General features: G+C 70.0%; 15 protein-coding genes. 5 read left to right on the top strand and 10 right to left on the bottom strand.

The features are described 5' to 3' along the window. From VHR41_21415 to sulP, 10 genes are all read right to left on the bottom strand, one after another. Positions 1-1,205 (bottom strand): acyclic terpene utilization AtuA family protein (locus VHR41_21415; GenBank protein HEX3236767.1); only part of this gene is annotated, 1,205 nt, incomplete at its 3' end. After that, positions 1,202-4,108 carry a S8 family serine peptidase gene (locus VHR41_21410; protein ID HEX3236766.1) on the bottom strand — a complete coding sequence of 969 codons (2,907 nt, stop codon included), beginning with the start codon at positions 4,106-4,108 and terminating at the stop codon, positions 1,202-1,204. The genes VHR41_21410 and VHR41_21415, both read right to left, overlap by 4 nt. 10 nt (positions 4,109-4,118) lie before the next feature. After that, positions 4,119-5,735 carry a carboxyl transferase domain-containing protein gene (locus VHR41_21405; protein HEX3236765.1) on the bottom strand — a complete coding sequence of 539 codons (1,617 nt, stop codon included), beginning with the start codon at positions 5,733-5,735 and terminating at the stop codon, positions 4,119-4,121. Further along, positions 5,732-6,181 (bottom strand): cobalamin B12-binding domain-containing protein, encoded by a 450-nt coding sequence (locus VHR41_21400; GenBank protein HEX3236764.1) that lies wholly within the window; start codon positions 6,179-6,181, stop codon positions 5,732-5,734. Before VHR41_21400 ends, VHR41_21405 begins: the two co-directional genes overlap by 4 nt. After that, a complete protein-coding gene (locus VHR41_21395; GenBank protein HEX3236763.1) occupies positions 6,178-6,882 on the bottom strand; it encodes an HAD-IA family hydrolase in 705 nt (234 codons plus the stop codon). The genes VHR41_21400 and VHR41_21395 overlap by 4 nt, the downstream gene beginning before the upstream one ends. A 3-nt stretch (positions 6,883-6,885) precedes the next feature. Then, the gene (locus tag VHR41_21390; GenBank protein HEX3236762.1) at positions 6,886-8,079 is read right to left on the bottom strand and encodes a hypothetical protein; all 1,194 of its coding nucleotides are present in this window, start codon (positions 8,077-8,079) and stop codon (positions 6,886-6,888) included. Further along, on the bottom strand, positions 8,048-9,760 hold the full coding sequence (locus VHR41_21385; protein HEX3236761.1) for a methylmalonyl-CoA mutase family protein: 1,713 nt from the start codon (positions 9,758-9,760) through the stop codon (positions 8,048-8,050). The genes VHR41_21390 and VHR41_21385 overlap by 32 nt, the downstream gene beginning before the upstream one ends. After that, positions 9,757-10,797, bottom strand: a complete 1,041-nt coding sequence (meaB, locus tag VHR41_21380) for a methylmalonyl Co-A mutase-associated GTPase MeaB (GenBank protein HEX3236760.1) — start codon at positions 10,795-10,797, stop codon at positions 9,757-9,759. The genes VHR41_21385 and meaB overlap by 4 nt, the downstream gene beginning before the upstream one ends. Positions 10,798-10,850: 53 nt before the next feature. Beyond that, complete coding sequence (locus VHR41_21375; GenBank protein HEX3236759.1) at positions 10,851-11,435, bottom strand: DedA family protein; 585 nt, start codon at positions 11,433-11,435, stop codon at positions 10,851-10,853. A 7-nt stretch (positions 11,436-11,442) separates the two neighbouring features. After that, a complete protein-coding gene (gene sulP / locus VHR41_21370; protein HEX3236758.1) occupies positions 11,443-13,179 on the bottom strand; it encodes a sulfate permease in 1,737 nt (578 codons plus the stop codon). Between the two features lie 317 nt (positions 13,180-13,496). Here sulP and VHR41_21365 point away from each other — a divergent pair, with 317 nt between their 5' ends. Genes VHR41_21365 through VHR41_21345 form a run of 5 tightly spaced genes read left to right on the top strand, consistent with a single transcriptional unit; the run spans position 13,497 to position 19,213 of the window. Further along, complete coding sequence (locus VHR41_21365) at positions 13,497-14,624, top strand: glycosyltransferase family 4 protein (protein ID HEX3236757.1); 1,128 nt, start codon at positions 13,497-13,499, stop codon at positions 14,622-14,624. Then, positions 14,618-15,316: a polysaccharide deacetylase family protein gene (locus VHR41_21360; GenBank protein ID HEX3236756.1), complete on the top strand. Its 699-nt coding sequence runs from the start codon at positions 14,618-14,620 to the stop codon at positions 15,314-15,316. The genes VHR41_21365 and VHR41_21360 overlap by 7 nt, the downstream gene beginning before the upstream one ends. Next, complete coding sequence (locus VHR41_21355; protein HEX3236755.1) at positions 15,313-16,218, top strand: lysylphosphatidylglycerol synthase transmembrane domain-containing protein; 906 nt, start codon at positions 15,313-15,315, stop codon at positions 16,216-16,218. Before VHR41_21360 ends, VHR41_21355 begins: the two co-directional genes overlap by 4 nt. Next, entirely contained in the window at positions 16,218-17,801 is a 1,584-nt protein-coding gene (locus VHR41_21350) for an ATP-binding protein (protein ID HEX3236754.1), read from the top strand. The genes VHR41_21355 and VHR41_21350 overlap by 1 nt, the downstream gene beginning before the upstream one ends. Further along, entirely contained in the window at positions 17,798-19,213 is a 1,416-nt protein-coding gene (locus VHR41_21345; protein ID HEX3236753.1) for a sigma-54 dependent transcriptional regulator, read from the top strand. Before VHR41_21350 ends, VHR41_21345 begins: the two co-directional genes overlap by 4 nt. Positions 19,214-19,245: the final 32 nt, after the last annotated feature.

Raw genomic sequence — 19,245 nt, 5'->3', positions numbered from 1 at the left:
GGCGGCTTCTCCCGGGCACGCACGCCGACCCGGAGCTGCACCTCGGGCAGGTCCGGATGCGTAGGCCCGCTCAGCCGGCCATGGGTCGCATCGACGCCGACGAACTCGGTGAGGATCTGATCGAACGCGAGGCCCAGGTCGGCGAGGCGCTCGCGGAGGATGCGGTCGGCCGCCTTGGCCTTGTCGAAGGCCTCGGGCCACGCATAGACCAGCGTGCCGACCGCCTTGTAACCCCAGAAGTAGGCGATGGAGACCTTGAGCATCGCCGTGCGAGGAGCGCCACGGATGCCGCTCACGCGCACCCGATTCCGTCCAGCGGGCCGGAGCTGAATGGTGGTGAAGTCGGCAACGCCGTCGGGCGTGATGTAGCTCCGGGGATCGCCCATCTCGTAGACCAACTGCTCGGTGACCGAGGCGACCGACACGACGCCTCCGGTGCCCGGGTGCTTGGTGATGACGAAGCTGCCGTCGGGGGAGACTTCCGCGATGGGGAAGCCCGGATCGGCCAGGCCCTTCACGCCGCGCCAGTTCTTGAGCAGGTTGCCGCCGGACGCCTGCGCGCCGCACTCGATGATGTGTCCGGCCACGGTTCCGGCCGCCACTTTATCCCAATCGTCGGGCGACCAGCCGAACTCGTGGAAGATCGGCCCCAGTGTGAGGCCCGTGTCGGTGACCCGGCCGGTGATCACGATGTCTGCTCCACGGCCCAGCGCGTCCACGATCGGCGCCATCCCCAGGTACGCATTGGCTGACAGCACCTTGTCGCGAATCTGGGAGAGCGGCTGCCCGGTCTCCATGTCGCTCAGCGGGTGGCCGCGGGCGATGAGGTCGTCGAGGCGATCCAGGATATCGTCGCCGCTCACCAGCCCGACGCGAACCTTTCCTTGCAGTCCAAGTCGCCGGGCCACCTGGAGGACGGCTTCGGCGCAGCCTCGCGGATTGACCCCGCCGGCATTGGAGGTGACCCGAATGCGCCGGCTCACCAGGTCGGGGAGGATGCGCTCCATCAGGGGCACGAAGTCGCGGGCGTAGCCCGCCGCGGGATCGCGCGACTTCTGCTTCTGCATGATCGACATGGTGACTTCGGCGAGGTAGTCCATCATCAGGTAGTCGATGGGACCGCCGCGCACCTGCCGGACCGGTGCCTCCAGCCAGTCGCCCCAGAACCCCTGGCCCGCGGCCACCCGGACCACGCGTCCGTTCATCGTTCCGCGCTCCCTGGCGCCAACGGAAGCTCCCGGGTCCAGCTCCGTCCGTCCACCCGGGCCACCAGGAGACCGAGCGGAACGAACCGCTCGCCCAGGGGCCAGGGCATTTCCGCGGGCAGGCGGAAGGTGCTGGCGGCCGACGTGCCCGCTGGAATCGAGAGTGACGGGGCCCCCGCCGGCCGGAGCGCGACGCTGGTATCACCGTAGACCCGGATGGATGCACGGAGTGTCCAGCTCTGATCGCCCGCAGGGTCGGCGAAGCCTGGAAAGAGACCGAGACTCACCGGCATGTCCCCGTGACCCTTGGGCAGCTCCACCTGAAGGCGCCCGAAGGCATACTTGAGCGGCTTCTTGCCCAGCTGGCGCCCGAGGGAGTCGAACAGGCTCACGCCGAAATCGGTGAACCGACCCCACTGCGACGGATCCATCGTGATGTCCACCACCACGCCGCGCGACCAGCCGGGGACCACGAAGGGGATTCGCTGGGTATCCGAGCCCTTGGCTGCGACTGATTCATCCCGTTCGGCCCCGCCGAGATGCAAGCCGACCTCCGCCTCGACGGTGGCAGCCGTGACATTGGTGAATCGGGCGACTACCGAATCCCCCTCCCGCCTGGCGCGCAGCGTCAGGGGCGACTGGGTCAGTCCGATAGTGGCGGAAAGCGCCTGGTTTGGCGGCGCTACCAGCACCGCCTCGTAGGCTCCGGGGACGACGTCTCTCGCATCGACCTCGTACTCCGCGGCCTGGGGCCCGTTCCCGGCGGATCGGTCGCTCTCGTCCCGGAAGGGCATCCCACCCGGCTCGTGCAGAAAGGCGAGTCCCTGCTCGGCGCGCCCGCCGGTCTCGATCGAGAGCACGAATGGGCGGGCAGTGTCGGCACGAAACAGCGTCCGCAACGTGCCGCCCGGCGTGACGCGCTCCCCCGCCCGGAGGGCACGCGAGCCGACCGTCACCGGCGCCGGAACCAGAACGGTGTTCACCAGGCGGAACGCCGGGCCGGCCAGGGTGTCGTCGCCCCAACCGCTCACCACACCCACATAGGCTCCGGACCCACCGAGCTTCCCCCGCGCGTAGCGCACGGTCACCCGGGTGCGCGGGCGGGCGAGCGTAACCCGTGCCGGCGCGCTGAGCCAGGGCGCATCGCTTCTCAAGCTGAAGCTGGCCGGCGGCGCCGAGGCGGGGCGAAGCAGCTCGAACGTTCGGGTCGAATCCGTCGTACGGTCGACCGCGGCCGTAGACCCGCCTGCCCCGAGCGCGCGTACCCGCACTTCGCTGACCTGGTGCCCTCCCTTCAGCCAGCGATACGCCCGCTCGGCATCGGGAAGCCCGGTGCCTTCGTCCACGAAGCTCGCACCCGGCGTCGGCTGGGCCGTGACCATGAGCGCACGCTTGACAGCCGAGGCCCGAATCGGCTGCTGCTCCTGGGCGAGCGATGAGACCAGCAGGGCGGCCAGGCCGGCGGCGTGGGGCGCGGCCATGCTGGTGCCCTGCTCGACCTCCTCGCCTGCATTCCAGCGCGGCACGCTGCTGTAGGCCACGCCGGGTGTCACCAGGTCCGGTTTCGCGGTCTCGCCGCCGCGGGCGCTGAAGTAGGCGAGCTGGTCGGCCGGCGCTGCGCCCTGACCGGAAGGCGAGAGGAAGCTCGCGGGGAGGGTGGCGCCGGCCGTGAGCGCCGCCTCGGCCGAGCCGGGAAAACCCAAGGTGGAGAGTCCGGGACCATCGTTGCCGGCGCTGATGGTGAAGACCACGTCGGGATGCTGACCAAGCACCGAATCGACCAGCGCGTCGATCCGCGCGCCGCCTTCCCTCTCGTTACCCACGCCGAAGCTCATGTTGAGCACCAGCGGCAGGTGCCGGCTCTGAGCAAACCGGATGGCATAGTCCATCGCCCGCAGCATACTCCCGGTCGTGGTGATGCTCCCCTGCGCGCTGTTGGCGATCTTGAGGCCCAGGAGCTGCGCCCCGGGCGCCACCCCGTTGAAGCCGGTGACCCCGTAGAGGTCGTGGCCCGCGGCGATCCCGGACACGTGCGATCCATGCCCGCCGCTGTCGAAGAAGAGATCGAGCTCGGGCCGGCCGGCGCGCTCGCTCAGGTTGACGGCGACATTGACCCGCGGCGTTCGGCCCCGGGGTCCCCACGCGAACGTCTCCCGACCGGTGAGATAGTCATGGACCGGGCGTTCACCCGCGAGGGAGCCGTCTCCATCGGTGTCGGCAAACAGCACCCAACCGTCCGGCGCTCGGGTGACCACCACCGGCAGCGTATCGGCCACCTTGCCGTTCGCGTTCAGGTCTGCCGCGGGCGGCTCTCCCAGAGGGATCTCGACGATGGTGCCGGCGTAGTACGGACCGGCGGTGTTGAGGGACGCCACTCGTCCGAAGCCGCCGAGTCTGTGCCTCGCGACCTCGACGGAATCGCCCACCGGCGTGACGGGGTTGAGCCGCACCGCCCCCTCGGCTGAGAAATCGCGCAGATCGAGGATCTTGGGCGAGCCGGTGGACGTCGTGCTGAGACCGGGAATGCCCGGGTCGATACCGGTATCCAGAATAGCGATCAGCACGCCGCGACCGTCATAGCTTGGATGCGCGGCCACGAAGCGGTCCACGCCAGTGCTGCCGAGTGCCATCCAGCCATGTGCGTACGCCACCTGCGGTGGCGCGACCCGGGTTACGGAGTCGGACCGGAGCGCCGAGGAATCGGCGGCGACGCCGGTGGGAGGCACCGTGATGCGAGGACGGTCCTTCGCGGCCGGATCTACGTTGGGCTTGGGCACGGCCGGACGTGGCGCGGACGGCTGGGCCGCGGGCGGGACGGGCGCGGGCGGCGGTGGCTCGTGCCGCGCCGGCCCGCAGGCCAGCGTCAGGGCGACGGCCGAGAGCGCCGGGTGCAGCGGGCGCATGCGACTCCTATCAGGGCGTGGCGGCATCCAGCGGCGGGAGGACGAAGGGGCCGAGGTGGGGGCCCGCATAGTTGGCGCTCGCGCGGAGCGCGAAGGCGAGCACGTCGCGCGTTTCCTCCGGCGTGATCAGGGCATCCACGAAGCCGCGGGCGGCCGCGAACTTGGCGTCGAGCTGCTGTTCGTAGTCGACCCGCATCGAGTCGATCGAGGCTTTCACCTCGGGCGCCAGCTCCCGACCCTCGCGCTGGGCCCGCTCGACCTCCGGCCCATGCACCGCCATGACGGCCGATTCTCCCTCCATCACGCCCATCCGGCCGGTGGGCCAGGAGAGGATGAAGTCGGGATCGAATCCCTGCCCCGCCATCGCGTAGTAGCCCGCCCCGGACGCGTGATTCACCGTCAGCACGATCTTGGGTACCGCCGCCGTCGCCATGGCTTCGACGAAGCGCGCGCCGGCCCGGATGATCCCCGACTGCTCGGCTTCCGGCCCGACCATGAACCCGCTCACGTCCTGCACGAAGAGGATCGGGAGCCGCTCCCGGTTGGCGGTCTCGATGAAGAAGGCCACCTTCTCCGCGCTTCCGGTGTAGAGAATCCCTCCGAATCGGGGGCGCTCGCCCGACTGACCTTTGATGAGCCCGCGCTGGTTGGCGATGATCGCCACCGGCCTGCCCTCGATGTGACCGTGCCCGCAGAGGATCTCCCGGGCTACGCCGGGCTGGAACTCGTCAAGCGCACCGCCGTCGATCAGACACGCCAGCACCTGGCGCATGTCGTAGGAAAGCCGGTGATCGTGCGGCACCAGATCGTACAGATCGGCCGGCGGCCGAGCCGGCGCCGCCGCGGGCCGCACCCGGTGGTTCAAGCCGTCCATCCTCGGTAGACGCCCCACGTATTCCCGGATCCGTCCGAGGCAGTCGGTGTCGTTGGCGGCCCGGTAATGCGCCACCGCGCTCAGCTCGGTGTGGGTGACCGCGCCGCCCAGGCTCTCGGCGTCGATGGTCTGGCCGGTGGCGCCCTTCACCAGGTTGGGCCCCCCGAGTCCCATGAAGCTGGTGCCTTCGACCATGAAGATGACATCGGAGAGGGCGGGCAGATACGCTCCGCCAGCCACGCAGCTTCCCATGACGGCACTGATCTGCGGCACCCGGAGATACCGGCGCATGATCGAGTTGTAGTAGAAGATGCGGGCGGCGCCGTACTGTCCGGGGAAGACCCCGCCCTGATAGGGCAGGTTCACTCCCGCGCTGTCCACCAGATAGATGATCGGGATCCGCTGCCGCATAGCCACTTCCTGGGCCCGGAGGATCTTGCGAATCGTCTCCGGCCACCAGGACCCCGCCTTGACGGTGGCGTCGTTGGCCACCACCACGACCTCGCGACCCTCCACCACACCGATGCCGGTGATGACCCCCGCGCCCGGGGCCTGGCCATCATACTGGTCGTAGGCGACGAGCAGACCTAGCTCCAGCCATGGGGCGCCCGGATCGAGCAGGCGCTCGACCCGCTCGCGGGGGGCGAGCTTGCCTTGCTGGTGCATCTTGGCGATGCGGCCGGAGCCCCCGCCCTGCCGCAGGCGGGCGGCGAGATGGAGATACTCCTCGGTGAGCGCTCGGAGCCGGCTCAAGGTTCGAAGTGCTCGGCGGCCCAGGACTCGATGTACTCGACGAGGTCGGCAGTCCGCGTGCCCGGGCCGAAGAGCCGGCCGATGCCCCTTTCCTGTAAGGCGGCCATGTCCTCGGCCGGAATGATGCCGCCTCCGGTGACCAGCACCTCCGGTCGACCCATCTCGTCCAGCAGGGCGCGGACCCGGGGGAACAGCGTCATGTGCGCGCCGGAGAGGATCGAGAGCCCCACCACATCGACGTCCTCCTGCACCGCCGCCGTGGCGATCATTTCCGGCGTCTGATGCAGGCCGGTGTAGACCACCTCCATGCCCGCGTCCCGCAGGGCGGCCGCCACGACCTTGGCCCCGCGATCGTGGCCGTCGAGGCCGGGCTTGGCGACGAGTACCCGTATCGGCCGTGGCAACGGACGCTCCCGGCCGGTACGCAGCGAACCCGATGCGGTCATGTCGAGACTCTCTCCTGCAACAGGTCGTCCGTGAGCGCGGCCAGCGTGGCGAAGGTGCGGCAGCCATCGGGCGCGGTGTCGGCCGGGTCGAGCAGCAGCACCGCGGCGAGGCCGGCGGCCCGGGCTCCCAGCACGTCGATCTCGTACAGATCACCCACGTAAAGCGCCTCGCCCGGAGACACCTCGAGGGCCGCGAGCGCGGCCCGGAAGATAGCGGGGTCGGGCTTCTCCACGCCCGCCAGCGCCGAATCGATCACCACATCGAAATACTCTCGGAGGCCGGCCGCCTCCAGCGCGCTCTCCACCCGGCCGTCGCTGTTGGAGACGACGCCGAGCTTGAGCCCGGCGGCCCGGAGGCGACTCAGAGCCGAGGGAGCATCGACCGCGGTACGGCTCCAGAGATGGCGCTCGCCGTGGAGCGCGGCGAGACACTCGCGCAACTCCCCCAGGCGATCCTCGGGCACCCCGGCGCCGCGGAACAGCGCCTCGAAGAAGGCGACCGCCCGTTCCTGCTCCGCCGCCCGCGAGCCTTCCATGGCCTCCGTTGCGGGTCCGGCGGCCGCGGCCAGCGCCGCCGCGCTCAGCGGAATCCCGAGCGCCTTCCCGACCGACTCGGCGAGCCTGGGGTAGTCGAGGAACAGCAGGGTGTTCCCGGCGTCGAAGAGAATGGCCCGGTAGGGCCCGCTGAGGGAGCCGGCCACTCCTCAGCGGAACCGCAACATCGCGCCGAGTCCCTCGACCGCCTCGCGGGCCTCCGGCTCGTAGATCACCTCGACATCCACCCCTTGACGCAGGGCCTCCTCGATCGCGTCGTCCACGATGTCGAGCACGGCGATCGGCTCGCCCTCGGCCCGGCACTCGCGCTCGGTGCGGGCCAGCCGTCCCGAGTCTCCGCAGCGGAACCCGGGCTCGCTCGCGTCGGCGTTCACCAGCAGGGTGCGCGCCTGGCCTCGCGCCAGGGCGCGCAGCGTGGGGTCGATGCCGTTCACCGCCCAGCCGGTGCCCAGGCTCTCCTGCACCCGGCGCACGGCGGCCCGCTCGGCCTCCCGCTCCCACGATTCGCGGACGGCGAGGGTGGCGCCATGCACGATGGCAGGCGTGACCCCTTTGGGATTCAGCTTGGCCGTGCCGATCACGCGCTCGACCAGGTAGTTGTGCAGGAACGGCTCGACTGCCCGGGCGTCGATCCCGGTGCCGGCGATGACGATGCCGTTGGCCGGCTGCCGCCGGTCGATGGCAAAGAGCTCGCGGGCGATCGCCTCCAGGTGCCGCTGCTTCTCCTGCCGGATTCGGTTGTTGTAGGTGTGCTCGCCCCAGCCCGGCCCGTCCTGGTCTCCCCGGAACCGCTTGCCTCTGGTGCTGTCGGCCCGCAGGCCGGGCAGCTCGACCGCGTCGTAGGCGGTCACCTCGAAGAACCGGGCGCTGGTCCGGTCGAGCACCACCGTCAGCAGCCGGCCGAACTCGTCCTCGACCGAGGCCAGCTCCCGGACCAGCGGAGTGGCGTCCACCGCCAGGCGCGAGCGGTACACCACGGGCAGCGGGATGGCCTCGAACAAGCCGATCCCTTCGCAGGCGAAGATGGCGATGCCCTGGGTGCTCGGCAGATTGGCGGGATTCCGGATGTACTGCTGCACCCGCTCGAGGTCGCGCTCCACCGCCTCCTGGGCCGAGCGCTCGAGACCCAGCCGGGGGAGCGCGCGAACGGCGTCCCGCACCCGGTTCTTGATCTTGATGAGATACTTGCCCCGGCTCCGGTCGCGGGGCTCCAGCTTGAGATAGCAGGTGACCACCCGGTGGCGGTCGGAGCGCACGGTGGTGAGCCGCTGCAAACGGTCCTCCACCGAGGCGATGCTGGTCTGGGCGCCGTCAGAAAAAGACCGGCTCGCGGTAGCTGCCATATGTCTCCTCGAGCACATGCCGGATCTCGTAGAGCGTGCAGTAGGCTCGCGCGCAATCCAGCATGGCCGGAATGATGTTACGATCTTCGGCGGCGGCCGCGCGGAGCGCACTCAGGCGCTCCGCCACGAGGGCCGCGTCGCGGGTGCCGCGGAGCCGGGCCAGCCGCGCCCGCTGGGTGCGCTCGGCGGCATCGCCCACCTTGAGGATCTGGACCGGGGCCTCCGCCTCCTCGACGAAGTCGTTCAAGCCCACGATGGTCCGCCGGCCCTGCTCCACCTCCGCCTGGAACCGCATGGACGAGTGGGCGATCTGCCGCTGAAACCAGCCGGTCTCGATGGCCCGGACCACGCCGCCCTGGGCGTCGATCTCGGCAAAGAGCCCTTCGGCCTCGCGCTCCAGCCCGTCGGTGAGCGCCTCGACGCAATAGGAGCCGCCCAACGGATCGGCCACGTTGGCCACCCCGGTCTCATAGGCCAGGATCTGCTGGGTCCGGAGCGCGATCCGCACCGACTCCTCGGTGGGGAGCGCCAGGGTCTCGTCCAGCGCATTGGTATGCAGCGACTGGGTGCCGCCCAGCACCGCCGCCAGCGCCTGGTAGGCCACCCGCACGACATTGTTGTGCGGCTGCTGCGCCGTGAGGGTCACGCCGGCCGTCTGGCAATGGAATCGCATCCGCCAACTGCGGGGCTCCCGGGCGCCGTAGCGGTCGCGCATGTGGCGCGCCCAGATCCGGCGCGCGGCCCGCAGTTTGGCGATCTCCTCCAGGAAATCGTTGTGCACGTCCCAGAAGAAGGAGAGCCGCGGCGCGAAGGCGTCGACATCGAGGCCGCGCGCCAGGCCATGCTCCACGTAGCAGAAGCCGTTCGCGAGCGTGAAGGCGAGCTCCTGCGCGGCGGTGGCGCCGGCCTCACGGATATGGTAGCCCGAGATCGAGATGGTGTTCCAGTTGGGGGTGTGCTCGGCCGCCCACTCGAACAGGTCGACGATGATCTTGAGCGCCGGCTCGGCGGGAAAGATCCAGGCGTGCTGCGCCATGTACTCCTTGAGGATGTCGTTCTGGATCGTCCCCTGAAGCTGGTGGATCGGCACGCCCTGGCGCTCCGCGGCCGCGACGTAGAAGCAGAAGAGCATCGACGCCGGCCCGTTGATCGTCATCGACACGGAGACCTGGTCCAGGGGAATGCCATCGAACAGGGTCTCCATGTCCGCCAGGCTGGAGATCGCCACGCCGCACTTGCCGACTTCACCCTCCGCCCGGGGGTGATCGCCATCGTAGCCCATGAGGGTGGGAAAGTCGAAGGCCACCGAGAGCCCCGTCTGGCCTCGCTCGAGCAGGAACTTGTAGCGCGCGTTGGTGTCCTCGGCGGTGCCGAAGCCGGCGAACTGCCGCATGGTCCACAGCCGGCCGCGGTACATCGTGGGATGGATGCCGCGGGTGTAGGGGAACTCGCCGGGCAGCCCGGTGGCGGAGATTACGTCGGGCGCCAGATCGAGCGGGGTGTAGACCGGGTCGACGACGCGGCCGGACACCGAGGTGAAGTCCACGTCGTCCCGCATCGGGAGCCCGCTCGCCCGCGCCCGCCACGCCGCCACCTCGGCGCGGAGCCGCTCGAGCTCGCGCTCCTGCTGGGCCAGCCGTCGCGCCGTCGCCTCGTCCAGATCGGTGCCCCAGGTGGTCATATCCGCTCGCCTTGTCGAATGCCCTCGAGCACTTCGGTGGCCACGTCGTAGGGACTCAACCGTCCCTCCACCACCTCATCGAGCCGTTCGGTGATCATCGACTCGGCCCGGGTCTCCTCCCAGATCCAGCGGCGGGTGGCGCGGTTCACCACCTCACGCGTGCGATCGAGCAGCCGACGGCGCCGGCGGACGGTCAGCTCCCCGGTGGCCCCGAGCCACTCGTGGTGCCGGTCGAGCAGGGTCAGCAGCTCGGGGATCCCCTCGCCCGCCGTGGCGGTCGCGAGCACCACCGGATGGTCCCAGACTTGATCGGCCGGCGCGCGCGCCACGACGGGCGCGGCGGTGCGCCGGCCTTGAAAGCCATGGTGCGCCGGAAGGCCGCGGAAGGCGTTCCCCCGCCGGATGCCGAGGGTGACCTCGATCTCCTGCCGGAGCTTCTCCGCTCCCGGCCGATCGGCCTTGTTCACCACGAAGACGTCGGCGATCTCCATGACCCCCGACTTCAGCGTCTGGATGCCATCGCCCGACTCGGGCACCAGCATGAGGATGGTCGTGTCCACCATCCGGGCGACGTCGAGCTCGGATTGGCCGACGCCGACGGTCTCGAGCAGGATCCGGTCGAATCCGGCCGCGTCGAGCAGGTCGGCGACCTCTCCGGTGGTGGTGGCGAGCCCACCCAGGGAGCCGCGGCTGCCCATCGAGCGGATGTAGACGCCCTGATCCAGGGCCACGGATTCCATGCGGATGCGGTCGCCCAGCAAGGCGCCGCCGGTGAAGGGGCTGGTCGGATCCACGGCGATGACGGCCACCCGGAGGCCGGCTGCCCGATAGGCCGCGACGACCCGTTCGACCAGAGTCGACTTTCCCGCCCCCGGTGGGCCGGTGACGCCGATCCGCCGGGCCCGGCCGATCGAGCGGTGCACCTCCGCCAGCAGGCGCTCGAAGCCGGGACGACCGTTCTCGACCACCGAGATCGCGCGTGCCAGCGCGGCCGTGTTACCGGTCGCCAGCCCCGCGAGCAGGAGATCGGGATCCATGCTGAAAGGTCGCTCCAGCCCCGAGCGGAGGCAAGCGACGTTTTCTGCAGCGCTCACTCGTCCGCCGGCTCCATCTCCTCCAGGTGGAGCTCCCGCTTGGCGGTGAGGTGAATGATCAGCACCAGCACCGCGCCCGCGAGCACCGCCCCCAGCAACCAGAGCTGCACCCGGCGGACCCGGCCGAGCAGCAGGGTGGCGCTGCCGCTCACCACATAGCCGAGTCCGGTGAACACGGCACTACCCAGCACGCACCCGATCCCGTCGATGGGCCCGAAGCGGCGAAACTTGAGGTCATGAAGGCCCCAGAACACCATGCTCGCGGCCTTGCTGCCGTAGACGAAGCGAGACAGGATCAGCTGCCAGGGGCCGAAGCGGTCGGCCAGACGCTGGATCCTGGGGCCGACCCGGCGGTAGAGGCGGCCGGCGCGGAAGCGTGGCCCCCGAAATCGACCCAGGACATACCAGATGGAGTCGCCGAGGAAGCTCCCCAGCGCCCCCACGGCGACCGCCAGGGGGAACGGAAAGAACCCGAGGTGGGAGACCACCCCGGCCAGAATGAGCGTGAAGTCGCCTTCGAAGGCCGACCCGATGAACACGGCCAGGAGCCCGTGCCGGATGATCAGTTGCTGGAGGCCCATCGGCGGATCAGGTGGGCGGCCGAGGCTGCCCGCGGAGCTCCTCGCGGGCCACGGTGGGCACCGCGAATTCGGGGCGGGCTTCCGGGGCCAGACCGATCTCGATCCGCGCGAGATTGAGCGCGTCGTCGATGTTGCCGACCAGATCGTCCTCGGGGATTTCCTCGCTCAGCGCGGAGCGCTGGAGCGCCACCATCGGTTGGGCGTGCACGTCGGACAGGATCACACGGGTTCCAGCCCGCCGGAACCGGTTCACCACATCGCGGAGTGCGTTGAGGCCGGTCGAGTCCATGGCAGGAACGTTTCGCATACGGATGATAAGTACTCTCGGCCTGCTTCGCACCTGGGTGATCGTCTCCTTGAACTTCTCCGCCGCACCGAAGAAGAATGGGCCGTTGATCTCGTAAACCTCCACTCCGGGGGGAACCGCGCGACGGCGGACCGAGTTGGGATCGCGGTCGAAGTCGTCCCCGTCCTCCTGGAACTCGCGGGTCAATGCGCTGATGTTGGTGACCTCCGACATCCTGCGCATGAAGAGGAAGGCCGCGAGCAACATCCCCACTTCCACGGCCACGGTGAGGTCGACCAGCACGGTGAGGAGAAACGTAGTGAGCAACACCGCCAGGTCGCTCTTGGGCGCCCTGAACTCGGCCCGGAACGTCCGCCACTCGCTCATATGGTAGGAGACCAGCACCAGGATGCCGGCCAGCGCGGCCATCGGGATCAGTCCGGCCCATCGGCCAAAGAAAAGCGTAACGAGGAGGAGCGTGACCGCATGGACCATCCCGGCGACGGGCGTCCGCCCCCCGTTCTTGACGTTGGTGGCGGTGCGGGCGATCGCGCCCGTGGCCGGAATGCCGCCGAAAAGAGGACACACGATGTTGGCCACGCCCTGCGCCACCAGCTCCATGTTCGAGCGGTGTTTCCCGCCGATCATCCCATCGGCCACCACGGCGGAGAGGAGCGACTCGATCCCGGCCAGGAAGGCGATGGTGAACGCGGGCCCGACCAGCGCCTGGGCCATTGCGAAGGTGACGTGGGGAAGCGCCGGATGCGGGAACGCCGCGTTGACCATGCCGAACCGGCTCCCCACGGTGTCGACCCGCAGGTGAAACGCCTGTACCACTGTGGTGCTCACGACCAGTGCCACCAATGGGCCCGGTACCCTGGCGAAGATTCTCGGCCACACGACCAGAATGGCGAGCGTCAGCACCGAAACCAGCACGGTCGTCAGGTCAACCGTGTGAAGGTGGCGCGCGTACTCGCTCCATTTGGCGATGAAGTCCGCAGGGAGGGCAGCCATCTCCAGCCCGAGCAGGTCCTTGACCTGACTGGAGAAGATGATCAGGGCGATGCCGCTGGTGAACCCGGTGACCACCGGGAAGGGGATGAACTTGATCGCGCCGCCCAGCCGAGCGAGGCCGAACCCCACGAGGATGACGCCGCCCATTAGGGTCGCTACCACCAGGCCGTCCACGCCGTACTTCTGCACGATCCCGTAGACGATCACGACGAATGCGCCGGTGGGTCCGCCGATCTGCACTCGGGATCCGCCCAGCGCCGAGATGAGGAACCCGGCGATGACCGCGGTGTAGAGACCACGGTCCGGGGTGACGCCGCTGGCGATGGCGAAGGCGATCGCCAGCGGCAGCGCCACCACGCCAACGATCAATCCGGCCTGGACGTCGGCGACGAGCTGAGCGCGGGTGTAGGTCTTGAGCGTGGTGACCAGCTTCGGGACCAGCACATGGCACTCCGATTCGGGGGTCCGGACCTGAACGGGATGGATGGGACCGTGTGCGCTCAACGCCGGGGCGACCAGCCAGGCGGAATTTACCTCGGGGCGAAATCCAATGAGAGCCGTGCGCCCGGCAGCGGACGCTCGGGACAGAATGGCGCGGGGGCGCCGACATGGGACAGAAAGTCTCGACTCCGGGGGGCCCCCGAGCAGACTCGCGCGCGAGACGGCAGAGCGATGCGGGACGATCGATCGGCGCCGCCCTGTTCTCCAGTGGCCATGTTCTTGCCACCTCGTCTCCAGATCGTTTCGAGGTGGTCGGACGCATGCGGATCGCGCTGGTCAGCGAGTTCTACTATCCCCACCTGGGCGGGGTCACCGAGCATGTCCACCATCTGGCCGGTGAGCTCAACCGCGCCGGCCACGAGACCGTCATCGTCACCGCACGGATGGGGAGGCCCGCCCGGGCCCACGACCTGCCCGGCAGCGGCGATCCTCCGTTCGTGCGTCGTATCGGCTCGAGCCGGACCATTTACAGCGCCGGCTCATTCGCCCGGATCACCACCGGCTTCGGCCTCAGGCGCCAGCTCCGCGAGCAGTTCCGACGGGAGCGGATCGACCTGGTCCACGTGCATGGGGGCCTCACTCCCACGCTGGGCCTGGCGGCGCCGGACGCGGCGTGGGAGCTCGGCCTCCCGGTAGTCGCTACATTTCATTCGTGGTTCTCGAGTTCCGTGCTTTGTCGGCTGTTCCGCCGGCCCTTGCAGCGGCGGCTCGATCAGCACGCCGCGGCGATCGCCGTGAGCCAGCCGGTCGTGGACGCTCATGCCCGCTACTTCGAGAGCGACTGGGAGATCATTCCCAACGGTGTGGATACGGAGTTCTTCCGTCCCGATGCCGCGCGGGAGCCGCCAACCGGCGATCCGGAACTGCTCTTTCTCGGTCGGCTCGACCCTCGCAACGGACTCGATACCGTTCTCAAGGCCCTCCCGTGCATCCTCCAGCACCATCCGGCGGCCCGGCTCACGATCGCCGGCGACGGCCCGCTCCGCCCGCTCTACGAGCGGCTGGCGCGCCCGCTGGGAGAGCGCGTGGAGTTCGTGGGCCGCGTCAACGGCAATCGGCCTTCTCACTACGCCCGAGCGAACCTGTATCTCTGCCCGACCACCAAAGCTTCGTTCGGCATTACGCTGCTCGAAGCGATGGCCTGCGGGACGCCGATCCTGGCCTCCGACATTACCGGATTCCGCGAGCTGGTGGCGCATGGCACCGAGGCGCGCCTGGTACCGAGCCATCGGCCGGACGCCTGGGCGCTCGCGGTGCTGGAGCTGCTGCAGGACCGCCGGCGCCTCCAGGCCATGGGCGAGGCCGGCCGGGCCAAGGCCGATCGGTTCGCCTGGCCCCGGATCGCGCGGCAGGTGATCCGACTCTACCGGCGCGTGCTCTCGTGCTGACTGCGAGCGTGCTCAGCGCCAGCAGCGCGGCAGCCGTCGTGATGCGGGGAATGGTGGGGGCCAACAGCAGGGTGTTCGGTCCCGTCATCGGGCGGGGACCGCGGGATCGAGGTGTCTACCTGAGCTTCGACGATGGGCCCAACCCGCGAGCCACGGGACGCATCCTCCGTGTGCTGGAGCAGGAGCGGGTCCCCGCCACGTTCTTCATGGTGGGCCGCTACGTCGAGCGCTATCCCGAGCTGGCCCGCGCCGTGGCGGCGGCCGGCTGCGGCATCGGGAATCACACCTTCACCCATGCCAAGCTTGCGCTCCTGGGACCCCGACGGATCTCAGAGGAGGTCGGGCGGGCCCATAGCGCCATCGTCGAGCTGACCGGGGTTCATCCCCGGGCGTTCCGTGCGCCCCACGGGTATCGAAATCCGTTCGTTCACCGAGTGGTGGCGCGCTACCGCTACCGAGTATTCGGCTGGACGCTGGGCGTGTGGGATTCGGCCCGCCCTGGAGCGGATGTGATCCGCGCGCGGGTCCGCCGCCGGATCCGGGCCGGCGCGATTCTCCTGCTGCACGATGGCGACGGCTATGAACCGGCGGGCGACCGGACCCAGACGGCGGAAGCGTTGCCGGGAATCATCGACGACTGCCGGGAAATGGGTTACGAGCTCCGGAGTCTGGACCAACTGGAGGCCGGGTGAAGCGCCGCTGGTGGATCTGGCCTTTCGTGGCGCTCGTCTCCGTGTTCGCCGTCCGCTTCGCCCTCCACTTCCCCTGGCGCAGCTCGTGGCAGACGCTGCTCGATGCGGACCTCGCGACCCTGGCGGCGGCGGCGGTTCTCAACCTGCTCTCGCTCTCGCTCAAGGGCGTAGGCTGGCAGGTGTTGCTTCGCCGGCTCGCGCCGATCCGCTTCCGCACCGCCCAGGCGGCCACCTTTGGCGGTGCCGCGGTGAATTGCGTGAGCATCGCGCTGAGCGGCGAGGCGGCCCGCATGCAGCTGGCGTCGACCTGGGACGGCGTGCCGCTCACGCTGGGGGCGCGCTCCATCCTCGCCAGCCGAGTGGCGGAAGCGGCCGCGCTCGGCGTGTTCCTGACCGGTGCGGGGTTCTTTCTGGCGCCCACCCACCGCTGGCGGGTGCTCGGCGCCGGCGTCGTTCTGATGGCCGGGGCCGACCTGCTGTTCCGCGTGGCGCCGTTTCTCCGGCGCAGCCGGGAGGAGATCAGCGGCGGGAACGGCTGGCGTCCCGCCGACCTGGCGCTACCCGTGGCGCTCGGCGTCCTCAGCTGGCTGCTGCAATGGGCGACCTACCACTGGGTCATCGTGGCCAGTCACGTGGCGGTGACCCCGGCCCTCTCGGTACTCGCGCTGATCCTGTCGAACGTCGGTGGGATTCTGCGGCTCACTCCGGGGAACGTGGGGGTGGTCCAGGGTGCCGTGGTGCTCGCGCTCAAGCCAGGCGGGATCCCCACGCCCCCAGCGCTCGCGGCGGGACTCGCCCTCCAGGCCGTTCAGGTCCTGCCGGTGCTGGCCCTCGGCGTTCTCCTGCTGGGCCGTCACGGGCTGCGCGAGCTGGTGCGCCGCCGCTCGGCGGAGATGGTTTGATGGCGGTTCACGCGCCCTGGCGGCCGGTGAGCGTCGGCGAAGGGGACTCGGCGCAGGTGATCGAGCCTGGCGCGGCCGCGCCGCCGCGCCGTCCGCCTATGGGACTGCCGAGGCGGCTGGCCGCGCTCACCGCGCTGATGGCCATTCTCCTGGTGCTGGGCGCGACCGAGATCGCCCTCTGGTGGTCGGCCAGGACCAGACTGGAGGATTTCAAGCTCGAGTCCGTAGCCCTGGCAAATACCCTGGCCTCGCTCCTGGTGCGGACCGCGCCCACCGGCAGCCCCGCGGCACTCACGCAGGGATTGGAAGGCTGGTCGCACCACCGGATCACCGAGTCGCAGGCCATCGTCTACACCCGTCGAGCGCGCATCCTGATTCCGACGGCCGCGAGCGGTCTGTCCGACACACTCTCTCCCGGATCGGTCCATTACACGGCGCTCGCCCACCGCTCGACCGAGGTGCGGCTTCGGCGGGGGAATGATCCCGGCTGGCAGGTCGTCCTCCCGCTGGGCAGTCCCAGACCGTTCGGCGTGCTCGACGTCCGGGTGTCCACCCGCCGCCTCCAGGATTGGGCCCGTCTGGAGCGGCAGCGCGCCTATCTCCTCGCCTTCCTCTCGGCGCTGCTGGTGGCGTTGGGCGTGGCGGTGATGACGGCCCGGTGGGTCGGACGACCGCTGACGGCCCTGGGCGGGGCGATGGCCGGCGCGCACGGCGGGGCCAAGAACGCGCCGGACGCGCCGGAGATCGGCCCGCCCGAGTTCCGCGAGCTGGCGAGGCGCTACAATCGCATGCGGGCGGCGCTGGCTGCCCGGGAGCAGGAGAGCGCCTCCCGCGCGATGCTGCTGACCCTGGAGGAGCGCGCCCGCGGGCTCGACCGGGTGGCGCTCATGCACGAGACCGCGGCCAGCTTCGCCCACGAGATCGGCACGCCGCTCAACACGGTCAGCGGCCACCTGCAGCTCCTGCGGGACGACCTCGAGGCGCAACATGACGAGCGGGGGATGGAGCGGGTCCGCCTGCTGCTGGCGCAGGTCGACCGAGTGGCCGGCATCGTTCGTGCTGGGCTCAATCGCGGCGCCTGGCCCAAGCCGTTCGCGCGCGAGGTGGACCTGAACGAGATCGTGACCCGGATGACACTGTTTCTGGAGCCATCGCTGAGCGACGCAGGTGTCGTGGCCCGGCTCGAGCTAAGCGGCAACGGCGAGCAGCCGCCCGGGCCGCTGTTCGCACCGGCAGCACCGGTGCTCGCCGCCTGCGATCCCGCGATGGTCGAGCAGATCCTGCTCAACCTGCTCAAGAATGCGATCGAGGCCCTTTCGCCCGGGGATTCGGTGACCATCGCGACCGGCCGGGCCGAGCGGGAGGCATTCATCGAAGTTCAGGACGACGGACCCGGACTGGACGCCGAGGCGGAGTCGACCCTCTTCCGACCCTTCGCCACCACCAAGGGCCCCTCGGGTACCGGACTGGGGCTGGCGGTGAGTCTCCGCCTGGCGCGTACGCTCGGTGGCGACCTGGTCCGGGTACCCAGCCCGCAGGGTGTTCGCTGGCGACTCTCACTCCCGCTGCCGGAGCCCCGGTGACGCTCGCCGCTCCCGCGGGTGCGCCCGCCCGCCTGCTCTTGGTCGACGACGACGAGGCCGCCTGCCGCCTGCTCGCGGAGGTACTCGAGCGGGAGGCGTATCGGGTCGTGACGGCGCTCTCGGCGGACGAGGCGCTCGCGGCGCTGGATCAGCCGGTGCCGTTCGATGCCATCCTCACCGATCTCCGGATGCCCGCCAAGAGCGGACTGGATCTGCTCCGGATCGTGCGCGAGCGTGATCCGGCGGCGCTGGTGCTGGTGCTCACGGCCTTCGGCGACGCGGCCGCCGCGGGCGACGCCATCCGGGCCGGCGCCTATGATTTCATCAGCAAGCCCTACGACATCGCCGCGCTGCGAGAGACGCTAGCCCGCGCCCTCGGCCGGCGCCGGCTGGCCTCCGATCGCCGAGAGCACGCCGGCGGGGTCCAGGTCCATGAAGCGGGGGGTCAGCGGGAACCCGAGCTGGTGGGCCATAGTCCCGCGATCATCCAGGTGATGAAGACACTGGCGCGGGTGGCGCCGTCCCAGGCCACCGTGCTGGTGACCGGTGAGACCGGCACGGGCAAGGAGCTGGTGGCGCGGACGATTCACCAGTTTTCCGAGCGGGCGAACCGGCGATTCGTCGCGGTCAACTGCTCCGCGCTGGCCGAGGGGCTGCTGGAGAGCGAGCTGTTCGGTCATGTGCGCGGCGCGTTCACCGGCGCCACGACCTCACGGCCGGGACTGTTTCGCGAGGCGGACCACGGCACGCTGTTCCTGGACGAGATCGGCGACATCTCACAGCCGCTCCAGTCCCGCCTCCTCAGGGCCCTGCAGGAGCACGAGATCGTGCCGGTGGGCTCGGAGACGCCGGTGAAGGTCGATGTCCGGGTCGTCGCGGCCACCCATCGGGATCTGCCGGAGCTGGTGCGCCAGGGGGGATTCCGGGAGGACCTCTACTACCGCCTCAACGTGGTTACCCTCGCGTTGCCGCCCCTGCGCGAGCGCCGGCAGGACATCCCGCTTCTGATGGACCACTTCCTTCGCGAGCTGGCCACGCGCCACGGGCGCGGCCCGGTGGCGGTCGATCCCGAGGCGCAGCGCCGCCTGTTGGGGTACGAGTGGCCGGGAAACATCCGCGAGCTGCAGAATGTGCTCGAGCGGGCGATGCTGCTCGCCGAGCAGGACGTGATCGGCTACGAGCACCTGCCGACCGAGGTCCATCCGCCCGCCTCCAGCCCGGGAGCGGACGCGACCCCGGTGCCGGACCCCGGCCCGATGCGGTCACTCGAATCGGTGGAGCGGGACCATGTGATGCGTGTGCTGGCCGCCTGCGGCGGCAACCGGGAAGAGACCTCGCGGATCCTGGGAATCTCGCGCCGCACCCTCAGTCGGATGATCCAACGCTGGAATCTTCCCCGCCGGCTCTCGTGACGGCCAGAGTGGCCCGGCCGGGACAGAATGGC

The sequence above is a fragment of the Gemmatimonadales bacterium genome (assembly GCA_036265815.1).
Taxonomy (GTDB): Bacteria; Gemmatimonadota; Gemmatimonadetes; order Gemmatimonadales; family GWC2-71-9; genus CAVVWJ01.
This window is presented reverse-complemented; position numbering and strand designations above follow the sequence as displayed.